We start from the raw sequence: 12,121 nt of genomic DNA on the forward strand, positions 1-12,121 counted from the left end.
CCCCACAACTATCAAAACCTCAAGAACAGTTCACTAGAAAGCTTTAGGGAGAAATGCAATGAGCGTAGACCTCCAGACCCTCGCCACCATTGGCGGCGGCCGCGTCATCGGCGATGATTCCGTCACCGTTTCGGCGTGCAGTCTCGACTCGAAGGCGATTGCCGCCGGCGGGCTCTTCGCGGCCCTTCCAGGTACGCGAGTACACGGTGCCCAATTTGCCGGTGACACTGAGGCAGCGGCCATCCTCACCGATGAGGCGGGCCTACAACACCTGCAAGAAGCTGGTGAGCGTCGCCCCATCATTGTCGTGGAAGACATTCGTGCAGTGTTGGGTCTCATCGCCGCTGAAATTTACGAGCACCCCACTGAGCACTTGACCGTACTGGGCGTGACAGGAACATCTGGCAAGACCACCACGAGCTACCTCCTCGAGGCGGGTCTTCTCCACGCAGGCCACAAGGTGGGTCTTATCGGCACAACCGGAACCCGCATCAACCGTGAACCCGTGCCGACTAAGCTCACCACTCCCGAGGCTCCGACCCTGCAGGAGCTCTTTGCGCGCATGCGTCACGAAGGAGTCACGCACGTGGTCATGGAGGTCTCCTCCCACGCACTTGAGCTTGGGCGCGTGCGAGGTACCCAGTTCGATGTTGGTGGTTTCACCAACTTGAGCCAGGACCACCTCGACTTCCACCCAACGATGGAGGATTACTTCGCAGCCAAGGCAGCGCTTTTCGACGGCGCGCAAGCAGCGTCCGCTGCCGTAATCTGTGTTGATGATGACTGGGGCAAGCGCATGGCGCAGCAAGTCGCTGGCAAGCCACTGACGCTCGTTTCAACCACAGACGAGGAAACAGCTGAGAACACCAAGCAGGTGATTAGCGCCCGTCAGTTAGGCACCGAGCCCACTGGCGCACAGCACGTTGAATTGAGCTTCAGTGGGGAGACCTATTCCTTTGAGCTGCCGATGCCAGGCAAGTTCAACATCGCCAACGCTGCGCTGGCAGCAGGCATGGCAGCTGCGGTAGGCGTGGACACCGAAACCTTCCTAAACGGTGTCGAGCGCGTGGCCGTACCGGGGCGGATGGAGAGCATCAGCCGTGGCCAAGATTTCGTGGCAGTTGTCGACTACGCCCACAAGCCAGCAGCCATTGCAGCGGTTCTTGATACCCTGCGCGGCCAGCTGTCTGAGACCGGCGGACGCCTCGGCGTCGTCGTCGGCGCAGGCGGCGACCGCGACTCCTCAAAGCGTCCGCTCATGGGCGCAGCTGCAGCAGAACGCGCAGACCTCGTCGTGGTTACGGACGACAATCCGCGTAGCGAGGACCCTGCAGCCATCCGTGCCGCTGTCATGGCGGGCGCGCAGAAGGCTTCCCAGACCGCAGACATTCGCGAGATCGGCTCCCGTGCCGCGGCCATCGACGCAGTAGTGGAGTGGGCACAGCCCGGCGACGCTATCATCGTCGTTGGCAAGGGCCATGAGGTCGGGCAAATCGTGGGTGATGAAACCCTGCACTTTGATGACAGGGAAGAAGTTGCCCGCGCTCTTGACACCAAACTCGGCGGTGGCGCGCCGGTTAGGCATGCGGAGTACGGTGACACTGTGAGTAAGGAACAAGCATGATTGCATTGACCCTCCAAGAAATCGCCGACATTACCGGCGGCCGCCTAGATTGCGTCCCAGATCCTGCAGCTACAGTTACTGGATTCGTAGAGTTTGACTCCCGCAAGGTCACCCCAGGTGGCCTCTTCCTCGCGCTGCCAGGCGCCCGCGTCGACGGCCACGACTTTGCCGAGAAGGCCGTTGAATCCGGTGCGGTGGCCGTTCTCGCAGCGCGTCCAGTGGGCGTTCCGGCCATCGTTGTTGAACCCACCGGCAAGGTGGAAGGCGACGGCGCAAACGCCGACATCTATGCCAATGACGAGGATGGCTCCGCCGCCGCAGTCATCCAGGCGCTGTCCGCACTGGCCCGCGCCGTCACCCAGCGCCTAGCCGCTGAAGACGGCCTCAACATCGTGGGCGTGACCGGTTCCGCTGGTAAAACCTCCACCAAGGACCTCATCGCCACGATCTTCCGCGCCGCTGGGGAGACGGTGGCACCACCAGGCTCCTTCAACAATGAGGTCGGTCTGCCTTATACCGCACTGCGCTGTGACGAACACACCGAGTACCTCGTGGCCGAGATGTCTGCTCGTGGCATCGGCCACATCCGGCATTTGACCGGCATCACCGCACCCAAGGTAGGCGTAGTCCTCAACGTTGGTACCGCACACCTAGGCGAGTTCGGTTCGCGGGAGAATATCGCGCTCGCGAAAGGCGAGCTCGTCGAGGCGCTCCCATCTGCAGCTGAGGGCGGCGTCGCCGTGCTCAATGCAAACGATTCTTTCGTCGCTGGCATGGCGCTCCGCACGAATGCAAAGGTGGTCTATTACTCGGCCGTCGCCAAGCAAGGCTCCACTCCGCCAGCGCAGTACTATGCCACGGACGTGCAGCTTGACGACGTCGCCCGTGCTTCCTTCCTCATGCATACCCCAGGTCATGCGCCACTTCCGGTGAAACTACAGGTCTTCGGTGCACATCAGGTGTCGAATGCGCTGGCCGCAGCGGCCGCCGCCATCGAGCTGGGGCTAAGCGCTGAACTCGTGGCAAACGCGTTGTCTGGACACCGCATTGCGTCGGAGCACCGCATGGACGTGCGCAACCGCCGCGACGGAGTCACCCTGATTGATGATTCCTATAACGCAAACCCGGATTCCATGCGTGCGGCCATCGCAGCGCTGGCATACACGGCCACTGCGCGTCCCGACGCACGTTCTATTGCCGTGCTCGGCGAGATGGGTGAGCTGGGCGACGACGCCCTCGACGCGCACCGTCAGCTGGGTGCAGAGCTCGCGAAGTACCACGTAGACCATCTGGTTGCTGTAGGCAGCAGCCCCAATACGCGGGCGATGGCTGAAGCTGCACAGGCAAAGGGTATAAATACTAGTGTCAGTGTCGATGTTGATGAGGCCGCAAAGATTGTTGATAGTCTCCTCCGTACCCCGCCTGTGGGCGTGGACGATTGGCCGCAAAGGGACGTTAAAGATGTCGTCCTTGTCAAAGCTTCGAATGCCCAACGCCTGTGGCTCGTCGCAGAAAAGCTCAACCAGAGCTAGTTCACGGAAATAGAAGGAACCCAAGCACGTGACTCAGATCATCATCGCTGGTGTGGTCAGCTTCCTCGTAGCGATTTTTATCACCCCACTCCTGATCCGGTATTTCTCGGACACAGGAAAGGGCCAAGAAATCCGCGAGGACGGCCCCAAGTCGCACCTTCGTAAGCGCGGCACGCCAACCATGGGCGGTCTTGCGATCCTCGCCGGTGTCACCGTGGCTTACCTGACGGTCGGCATCTACGGGCAAATCACCGGCCATGGTGGCTTCACCTACTCGGGCATCCTGGTCCTAGGTTTGACTCTGGGGCTTGGTGGCTTGGGTTTTGCTGATGACTTCATCAAGCTCTTCAAAGAGCGCAACCTGGGCCTGAACAAGACGGCCAAGCTGGTGGGCCAGCTGGCGCTCGCTCTGGCCTTCGGCCTGCTGGTTCTACAGAACCCCGATGAGAAGGGCCTGACGCCTGGCTCCACGAAGCTTTCCTTCATTCGTGACATCGAGACCTTCGACATTGCCGTTGGCCCGACCATTGTCGGAACCATCGTGTTCCTTATCTTCATGTACATCCTCATCGCGGCATGGTCTAACGCGGTCAACCTGACCGACGGCCTGGATGGTTTGGCAGCGGGTACCACCGCAATCGTGATGGGTGCGTACACCATCATGACCTTCTGGCAGTTCCGCAACTCTTGCGCGGCTGACTTCACCGCTGGCTGCTACCAGGTCCGTGATCCGCTGGACCTGGCGGTTCTGACTGCCGCCGGCCTGGGTGGTTGCCTGGGCTTCCTCTGGTGGAACGCTGCACCGGCCAAGATCTTCATGGGCGATACTGGTTCCCTGGCCCTGGGTGGTCTGGTTGCGGGCATCTCCGTGACCAGCCGCACCGAGCTGCTCATGATCATCATTGGCGCGCTCTTCGTCATCGAGACCGTTTCTGTGGTCATCCAGATCGTGGTCTTCCGTTCCACCGGCAAGCGTTTCTTCCGCATGGCTCCAATCCACCACCACTTCGAAAACGGCGGCTGGGCCGAGACCGCGGTTGTCATTCGCTTCTGGCTCATTGCGGCGATGGCCGCCATGACTGGTGTGGCAATCTTCTACGGCGAGTGGCTCGCTGATTCCGGCATCGGGCTGGTGGGTTAGTCATGACTAAAGTGCCAGCGAACCTAGCTGGAGGACTTCCCGAGTCCTTGCGAGGCCGTATCTTGGTGGCTGGCGCCGGAGTGTCCGGCCGCGGCTGCGCCACTGTCTTGCTGGGGCTGGGAGCAGACTTGGTTGTGGCCGATGGCAACGCCGACTCACGTGCCGCACTCGCTGCCGACCTATGCGTCGCGACCGTTGATACCGCCGCTGTTGATCCCGCGGAGTTCTCCCTCGTGGTTACCTCACCAGGCTGGGCGCCGAGCTCACCACTGTTGGTGGCCGCCGCTGCGGCGGGCGTTGAGGTGATCGGCGATGTCGAGCTGGCTTATCGCTTGGATAAGGCAGAGCTCTTTGGCCCCACGCGCACCTGGCTTGCTGTGACCGGCACCAACGGCAAGACCACTACCACGGGCATGCTGGCTGCCATCATGGCGGCCGATGAAAAGCGCTCTGGCAAGCGCTCCCAGGCCGTGGGCAATATCGGCACCTCGCCCTTCGATGCGCTGGCGGCAAGCCCACGCGTTGACGTACTGGTCGCCGAACTTTCTTCCTTCCAACTGCACTGGTCCTCCCAGCTGACCCCAGAGGTCGGCGTACTGCTCAACCTGGCAGATGATCACCTCGACTGGCACGGCTCCTTCGCCGCCTATGCCGAGGCGAAGGCCAAGGTCCTCAAGGGCGCGCACGCGGTCATCGGCCGCGACGACGCGCACGTGCGCGAATACGCGGACAAGGCGCGCAATGCCGGAATGATTTCCGCCGATGTGCACGCCTTCACCCACACCGAACCTGCCGATGGGGAAGCGGGCGTTGTCGAAGGAAAACTCGTTCTTAACAACGTTGCCGGCCACTCGGTTACCCTCATCGAGGACGTCACCACCATTGAGCCTGCCGGAATGGCTGGAGTACTGGACGCCGGTGCCGCCGCAGCTGCCGCCGCACTGGCAGGCGCAGTACCCCGCTCGATTACCGAGGGGCTCGTCAGCTACACCGTGGCCGGCCACCGAGGCGAGGTCGTGCACTCTCACGCAGGCGTCGACTATATCGATAATTCCAAGGCCACCAATCCGCACGCTGCCGAGGCCGCGATGCGTGGGCTTGATTCCGTGGTGTGGATCGCTGGCGGTCAGCTCAAAGGTGCTGACACCTCAGAGCTGCTCGAAACACACGCCACGCATATCAAGGTGGCGGTTATAATGGGCGTCGACAAGCAGCTGCTCGCCGACGCCATCGTCGCGCATGCCCCAGGCGTGCTTACCATCCTTATCGAATCCACCGACCCCGTTGCCGCCATGGATGAAGCTGTGGCTGCGGCAGTGCAACACGCCGAGAGCGGCGATACTGTGCTTTTGGCACCTGCTGGGGCATCGTTGGATATGTACACGGGAATGAGCCAACGCGGTGACTGCTTTGCCGCGGCTGCCCGACGCATCGCACGTTAATCACGCACGCACCCCAGGAGAATCCATGACTGCCACTCGGCCGCAAACACCGGCGTCGAAGACGCTCGGCCAGCGCGTGCAAGAAATCCGCCAGCACTACCGTGCTCAGCCGGGCTTGGACTATCAGCTGCTGCGCATCATCATCTTCTCGTTGATCGGCATCGGCGTGCTGATGGCTTTTTCTGCATCCATGGCGACATCCTTCACGGAGACTTCCAATGTTTGGGCAGAGGCCATCCGCCAGTGCCTGCTTGTCTTCGGTGGTTTGGTGTTGTTCTGGCTGGCGTTGCGTATCTCGCCTTATACGCTGCGTAAACTAGTCCCGTGGCTGCTGCTGCTGTCAATACTCCTGCTCATTGCGGTGCTTATTCCGGGAATCGGTACCGGACGCGACACCGTGGGTTCCCAGTCGTGGATTTCCATCGGTAGTGTTGGCTTCCAGCCTTCGGAGTTTGCCCGAGTGACGGTGGCTATGTACGGCGCAACTGCGTTGGCCGGTAAGTCCCACCGCTCGCTACATCCGACCGATCCCTTCATGATGTATTCCATCATCTCGGGGCTGATGTTCTTCCTCATCGTGGCCCAGAGTGACCTTGGCATGGCGGTATCTTTCGCCATGGTCGTGGTCTTTACTTTGATTTTCGCTGGCGTTGACTGGCGGGTCCCCGCGGTGGTCTTGGTCCTCGGTACGTTGGGCTTGCTCGCTGTGTTCCTATCGGGTGGCTTCCGTTCGCACCGATTCCATACCTACTTTGATGCAATTCGCGGAAACATTGAGGATACGCAGGGCACAGGTTTCCAGGCATACCAGGGCTTTCTATCACTTGCCGACGGAGGCTTTTGGGGCGTAGGTCTCGGGCAGTCGCGCGCCAAGTGGTTCTACCTTCCCGAAGCTAAGAATGACTTTGTCTTCGCTATCATCGGGGAGGAACTCGGCCTGTGGGGCGGCGTCCTCGTTATTTTCCTGTTTGCGGCATTGGGATACATCGGATTGCGCACTGCGAAAAACGCTCAGGACCAGTTCCAATCCTTGTTGGCTGCCACTTTGACGGTGGGTGTGGTTATCCAGGCGTTTATCAACATCGGCTACGTCATTGGTTTGTTGCCTGTGACTGGTATTCAGCTGCCGATGATTTCTGCAGGTGGTACCGCTGCTCTTATCACTATTGGCTCGATGGGAGTGTTGTGCAATGTGGCGCGGCACGAGCCATTACAGATTTCGGCGATGCAGAACTTTGGGCGCCCGCTATTCGACCGCCTATTCTTCATCCCCGAGCCCCAGCTTGCTGGTGACGCGCCAAAGCGTAAGACGGGACGACACGCTTCACCAACTCCAGCAAAACGCGGGAAAGGGCAATCCGGCGTAGTCGGACAATTGGCTCGTCGCAACGCGGAACGAGAAGAACGCTTTGGCCGCCCAGTGACGAGCCGACAGCCGCGGGCTGGGGAGAATAACACCGGTTCTACGGCGCCGCGGGGTGAGTACCGCCAGCGTGGCGCCGATCGGCGAGACGGGCGCGGCGAGCGCCATTAAGCAGCAGGCGCACTGGTAGCGTGTAGGGCATGAAATCCACCCCCATTTCCGTCGTCATTGCAGGTGGCGGCACCGCAGGCCATATTGAACCAGCACTCGCAGTGGGTGAAGCGCTCAGACAGCGCCACGGCGCCCGATTAACGGCGCTCGGTACCCAGAAAGGGTTGGAACGCGACATCGTTCCGGGGCGTGGGGTCGATCTGCGCCTCATTACGCCAGTGCCCGTGCCGCGCAAGGTTAACGCTGAGCTGTTCAAGCTTCCCTTCAATCTGATTAAGTCCGTGCTGCAGACGCGCAAGGTGCTTAAAGAGGTCGAAGCGGACGTGGTGTTTGGAACCGGTGGTTATGTGGCAGCGCCGGCATATCTAGCTGCCAAGTCCATGGGTATGCCGTTCTACGTGTTGGAGACGAACGCGCTTTCCGGCATCGCCAATAAGCTCGGCGTGCGTATTGGCGGAATTGGACTTAATGCACACCGTAACTCCGGCATGCCCGGCGAGGTCGTGGGCATTCCGGTACGTCCTGGGCTGGGCGAGGACCCCGACGGCAGCGCCGCAGCCGCAGCACGCGAACGCTGGAATTTGGACCCAGAACGTCCAACCATCGTGGTTACCGGCGGCTCGCAGGGCGCTGTCAGCATCAACACCGCGGTTGCGGGCGCGCTGTCGCAGTTGACGGAGAAGTACCAGGTTCTTCACGCCTATGGCAAGAAGAATGTGGCCCCAGCGGAAGCTGAGCACTACACTGCGCTGCCTTATATCGATGACATGGCCGGTGCACTAGCCGTGGCAGATCTTATGGTGTGTCGTTCCGGCGCCATGACGGTTGCCGAGGTTACTGCGGCCGGCGTGCCTGCAATTTACATTCCGCTGCCTATCGGAAACGGTGAACAGGCGCTGAACTCTCGCGAACTGGTTGCGGCCGGTGCTGCAGTGCAGATCCTTGATGCGGAGCTAACCCCGCAGCGCCTGGTGGATGAAGTACAGGCAACCCTTGGGGATGAGCAGCGGTATGCGGCCATGCGTAAGGCGGCTGCCACTAACTCTGCGGGCGACGTTGCCAATACGATTGCCGATCACATCAGGGATATGATCGACGAAGCCTCGCGCGCAGCGCACACCGACTAAAAGTCGGCCTTATTAGCGAATGTGAAGGAAAAGTAAATGACAAACTCCTACGATCTTTCCCGCGTCCACATGGTGGGTATTGGTGGCTCCGGCATGTCCGGTTTGGCCCGCATCTTGGCTAACCGCGGGGGCGTCGTGACTGGCTCTGATGTGAAGGCCTCCACTCCAGTGGAAGTACTGCGCACGATGGGCGTGAAGATCGCTATCGGCCACGCAGCTGAAAACCTTGAGTTGGCAGGTGACAAGCCTACTGTTGTGGTGACTTCCTTCGCCGCTATTCCACAGGACAATCCAGAACTTGCAGGTGCTCGCGCGGCCGGTATCCCGGTCATCCGCCGCTCTGACCTTCTGGCGGAGCTCATGGAGGGGCACCAGCAGATTCTGTTGGCGGGCACCCACGGAAAAACCTCCACCACGTCCATGACCGTGACCGCGATGCAGCAGGCCGGATTGGATCCTTCCTTCGCTATCGGCGGCCAGCTCAACCGTGCAGGCACCAACGCCCATGCGGGAACCGGCGCGGCATTCGTGGCCGAAGCCGATGAGTCCGATGCCTCCTTGCTGCGTTACAGCCCAACCGTCGCAGTAATTACCAACGTCGAGCCTGACCACCTAGATTTCTTCCACAACGCCGAGGCTTATTACAAGGTCTTCGATGATTTTGCTGATCGCATCGAAGAAAGCGGGTACCTCGTTGTGTGCCTGGAAGATGATCACGCTGCCCAGACTGGCCTGCGCGCGCTCGAGCGCGGCATTCAGGTCCTAGGTTATGGCAGCGCGGAAGCGGGGGAGAAGTACCCGTCCATCCCGCTGGCGGCTGAGGTTCTGGAGGAGAAGGTTTCCGTCATCGGAATGCAGGTCCGCGTGCGCGTGGCACTGCCGGGTGCACAGTCCCAAGAGCTGTCCTACGAGCTGCAGATTCCGGGCCATCACATGGTACTCAATTCCCTGGCCGCGCTTGTCTCCGGCGGGCTTGCGGGCGGCGAGCTCTCCGAGCTGGCTGAGGGCCTGACGGACTTTACCGGCGTGCGCCGCCGTTTTGAGTTCCGAGGCACCGAGTCTCAAGTGCGCGTCTTCGACGATTATGCGCATCATCCCACCGAGGTCACTGCTGTGCTCACGGCAGCGCGTCAGAAGGTCGAGGCTGAGGGCAAGGGGGCCCGCGTTATCGCTTGCTTCCAGCCGCACCTGTACTCGCGCACGATGGAGTTCGATAAGGAGTTCGCGCAGGCGCTGGCGCTTGCCGACGCCGCCGTGGTCCTCGACATCTACGGCGCCCGCGAGCAGCCGGTGGAGGGGATTACCTCTCGCATCATCACTGACAAGATGCCGGAAGACATGAAGGTGATCTTCGAACCGAACTTCTCTGAGGCGGCGCAGGACGTTGTCTCGCTGGTGCAGCCTGGCGACGTCGTGCTCACCATCGGCGCCGGTTCAGTGACGATGCTTGCCGCAGAAATCTTGGACGAGCTAAAGGCGCTGAATGTCTAAGAAATCAATTACCGCAATAGTCGCCGGAATTCTTGCCGTGCTGGTCTTGGCGGCTGCTGCCGTGTGGCTTTTTCCAGTGTTTAAGGTTTCCTCCTTTGAGATCCAAGGCAATTCCCACGTGGATGCTGCACAGGTGGAAGAGTCCAGCGGGGTAGCGGTGGGGGAGAATCTGGTTCGCGTTGATGCTCGTGCGGCGGCGTCGGGAGTGGCACACCTGCCGTGGGTAAAGTCTGCGACGGTATCGCGTGCCTTCCCATCGACCCTCGATATCGAGGTCATCGAACATGAGGCGGTGGCTTTCCGCGAGGGCAATTTGCTTATCGACGCCGAGGGTAAGGAGTTCACCACGGATACCCCGCCGGAGGGCGCAGTGGAAATTACCGGCAGCGCGGAGCCGGGCTCGCAGGAGATGCGCGATGCCGTTGATGTGCTTGCTGCGCTGCCGCAGAACCTGCGTGCGCAGGTCAAGTCGCTGGAGGTGAAGAACGCGTACTCGATGACTTTCCACCTCAAGGACGAGCGGACCGTTTTCTGGGGCGCCTCGGAGGATAATGCGAACAAAGCCTTGGCGTTTGAAACCGTTCTAAAGTTGGAAGGCCAAAACTGGAATATTTCTAACCCGGAATTGGTCACAAGTAAATAAAATTAGCGTTCAAAACTTAAGCCCTGCGCAGCCCCAAATAGTGTCAACGGGTGGGGTGCGTGGGGCTTTTGTGATCTGAAAACCTGCATGTCAGCAACCCTAAACCACTACTTGAGGGTACCGACACGCGGCAAAATGAACGCGAAAATTACAAGCGCGTCGTTAAAGATGGAACTAACCGCTCGCAACAAATGCTGCGCGCACAAAATCCTCGTTTACGCACCAACAGTGAAAGGTGAGAGCCCCTCACATGATCTCTACTAGCAATAACCTCGCGGACATCAAGGTCGTCGGTGTCGGCGGCGGCGGTGTCAACGCCGTTAACCGCATGATTGAAGAAGGGCTGAAGGGCGTTCAGTTCGTCGCAATCAACACGGACTCGCAGGCACTGATCTTCTCTGATGCCGACACCAAGCTCGACATCGGACGCGAGGCCACTCGCGGTTTGGGCGCGGGTGCTAACCCAGAGGTCGGCAAGACCTCTGCAGAAGACCATAAGACCGAGATTGAGGATGCCCTGGAAGGCTCCGACATGGTCTTCGTGACCGCAGGCGAGGGCGGCGGCACCGGTACCGGCGCCGCCCCGGTCGTTGCTTCCATCGCCAAGAAGATGGGCGCACTGACCGTCGGCGTTGTGACCCGTCCATTCAAGTTCGAGGGCGCTCGCCGTACCCGTCAGGCTATGTCCGGTATCGAGGAGCTGCGCGAGGTCTGCGACACTCTCATCGTCATTCCGAATGATCGCCTCATGCAGCTCGGTGGCGAAGAGCTCTCCATCGTCGAGGCATTCCGTGCTGCCGATGAAGTCCTCCACAACGGTGTGCAGGGTATTACCAACCTCATCACCATCCCGGGCATGATCAACGTCGACTTTGCTGACGTCCGCTCCGTCATGGCTGATGCCGGCTCCGCACTCATGGGCATCGGCTCCGCACGGGGCGACAACCGCGCGCTCAATGCTGCTGAACAGGCCATCAACTCGCCGCTGCTCGAGTCCACGATGGAAGGTGCCAAGGGCGTCCTGCTCTCCATCGCTGGTGGCTCCGACCTTGGCCTGCACGAGGTCAACGCCGCTGCTTCCATGGTGGAGGAGCGCGCTGACGAGGATGCCAACATCATCTTCGGTACCATCATCGACGACAACCTGGGCGACGAAGTCCGCGTCACCATCATCGCCACTGGCTTCGATGCGCAGGCAAACATGACAACTAACGTTGCGCCTCAGCAGCAGCAGCAGCAACAACAACAGCGTCCGGGCTCCCTCTTCGACAACCGCGAAGAGGCTGCCCCAGTCCAGCAGCCTGCACCGCAGCAGCGCTACGAGGAACAGCGCTACGAAGAGCCGCGCTACGAAGAGCCGCGTCAAGAAGAGCGTCCTCGTTTCGAGGAACAACCGGCAGAGACCTACCGGCCGCGTCATTCCTCCAACGGTGGTTTGTTTACCACCTCTGAGCGTTTTTCTCGCGAGGAGCGCCGCGACGACTACCGCCTGTCGCGTCCGGCTGAGCGCCGCGACGACCGCCGCCAGGATGACGGTGACGACGATCTCGACGTGCCGTCCTTCATGCGCTAAACGCTGAAGGTACT

The 12,121-nt window shown here is 60.6% G+C and carries 9 protein-coding genes; all 9 read left to right on the forward strand.

Translation table 11 applies throughout. From position 1 onward, the window contains the following. Nucleotides 1–58 precede the first annotated feature (58 nt). The 9 genes from HMPREF0308_RS03330 to ftsZ all read left to right on the forward strand — a co-directional run bounded on the left by HMPREF0308_RS03330 (nt 59) and on the right by ftsZ (nt 12,107). Nucleotides 59–1,624 (forward strand): UDP-N-acetylmuramoyl-L-alanyl-D-glutamate--2,6-diaminopimelate ligase, encoded by a 1,566-nt coding sequence (locus HMPREF0308_RS03330; RefSeq protein WP_005528703.1) that lies wholly within the window; start codon nt 59–61, stop codon nt 1,622–1,624. Further along, nucleotides 1,621–3,156 (forward strand): UDP-N-acetylmuramoyl-tripeptide--D-alanyl-D-alanine ligase, encoded by a 1,536-nt coding sequence (locus HMPREF0308_RS03335; RefSeq protein ID WP_005528705.1) that lies wholly within the window; start codon nt 1,621–1,623, stop codon nt 3,154–3,156. The genes HMPREF0308_RS03330 and HMPREF0308_RS03335 overlap by 4 nt, the downstream gene beginning before the upstream one ends. Nucleotides 3,157–3,184: 28 nt before the next feature. Next, nucleotides 3,185–4,297: a phospho-N-acetylmuramoyl-pentapeptide-transferase gene (gene mraY / locus HMPREF0308_RS03340; RefSeq protein WP_005528706.1), complete on the forward strand. Its 1,113-nt coding sequence runs from the start codon at nt 3,185–3,187 to the stop codon at nt 4,295–4,297. Between the two features lie 2 nt (nt 4,298–4,299). Next, entirely contained in the window at nt 4,300–5,739 is a 1,440-nt protein-coding gene (gene murD, locus HMPREF0308_RS03345; RefSeq protein WP_005528708.1) for a UDP-N-acetylmuramoyl-L-alanine--D-glutamate ligase, read from the forward strand. 25 nt (nt 5,740–5,764) lie between these two features. Continuing rightward, the gene (locus HMPREF0308_RS03350) at nt 5,765–7,273 is read left to right on the forward strand and encodes an FtsW/RodA/SpoVE family cell cycle protein (RefSeq protein WP_005528710.1); all 1,509 of its coding nucleotides are present in this window, start codon (nt 5,765–5,767) and stop codon (nt 7,271–7,273) included. Between the two features lie 29 nt (nt 7,274–7,302). Beyond that, on the forward strand, nt 7,303–8,400 hold the full coding sequence (gene murG / locus HMPREF0308_RS03355; protein ID WP_005528712.1) for an undecaprenyldiphospho-muramoylpentapeptide beta-N-acetylglucosaminyltransferase: 1,098 nt from the start codon (nt 7,303–7,305) through the stop codon (nt 8,398–8,400). 36 nt (nt 8,401–8,436) lie between these two features. Continuing rightward, nucleotides 8,437–9,891, forward strand: coding sequence for a UDP-N-acetylmuramate--L-alanine ligase (gene murC, locus HMPREF0308_RS03360; protein ID WP_005528714.1), 1,455 nt, complete (start codon nt 8,437–8,439; stop codon nt 9,889–9,891). Further along, on the forward strand, nt 9,884–10,534 hold the full coding sequence (locus HMPREF0308_RS03365) for a cell division protein FtsQ/DivIB (RefSeq protein WP_005528716.1): 651 nt from the start codon (nt 9,884–9,886) through the stop codon (nt 10,532–10,534). Before murC ends, HMPREF0308_RS03365 begins: the two co-directional genes overlap by 8 nt. A 250-nt stretch (nt 10,535–10,784) precedes the next feature. Then, nucleotides 10,785–12,107: a cell division protein FtsZ gene (gene ftsZ, locus HMPREF0308_RS03370; RefSeq protein WP_005528718.1), complete on the forward strand. Its 1,323-nt coding sequence runs from the start codon at nt 10,785–10,787 to the stop codon at nt 12,105–12,107. Nucleotides 12,108–12,121 lie beyond the last annotated feature (14 nt).

This window comes from Corynebacterium striatum ATCC 6940, from assembly GCF_000159135.1.
Taxonomy (GTDB): domain Bacteria; phylum Actinomycetota; class Actinomycetes; order Mycobacteriales; family Mycobacteriaceae; genus Corynebacterium; species Corynebacterium striatum.

Excerpts from the sequence above, each read along its gene's own strand:
- HMPREF0308_RS03330 (WP_005528703.1), top strand. The coding sequence starts at position 59 with ATGAGCGTAGACCTCCAGACCCTCGCCACCATTGGCGGCGGCCGCGTC.
- HMPREF0308_RS03335 (WP_005528705.1), top strand. The coding sequence starts at position 1,621 with ATGATTGCATTGACCCTCCAAGAAATCGCCGACATTACCGGCGGCCGC.
- murD (WP_005528708.1), top strand. The coding sequence starts at position 4,300 with ATGACTAAAGTGCCAGCGAACCTAGCTGGAGGACTTCCCGAGTCCTTG.
- HMPREF0308_RS03350 (WP_005528710.1), top strand. The coding sequence starts at position 5,765 with ATGACTGCCACTCGGCCGCAAACACCGGCGTCGAAGACGCTCGGCCAG.
- murG (WP_005528712.1), top strand. The coding sequence starts at position 7,303 with ATGAAATCCACCCCCATTTCCGTCGTCATTGCAGGTGGCGGCACCGCA.
- murC (WP_005528714.1), top strand. The coding sequence starts at position 8,437 with ATGACAAACTCCTACGATCTTTCCCGCGTCCACATGGTGGGTATTGGT.
- HMPREF0308_RS03365 (WP_005528716.1), top strand. The coding sequence starts at position 9,884 with ATGTCTAAGAAATCAATTACCGCAATAGTCGCCGGAATTCTTGCCGTG.
- ftsZ (WP_005528718.1), top strand. The coding sequence starts at position 10,785 with ATGATCTCTACTAGCAATAACCTCGCGGACATCAAGGTCGTCGGTGTC.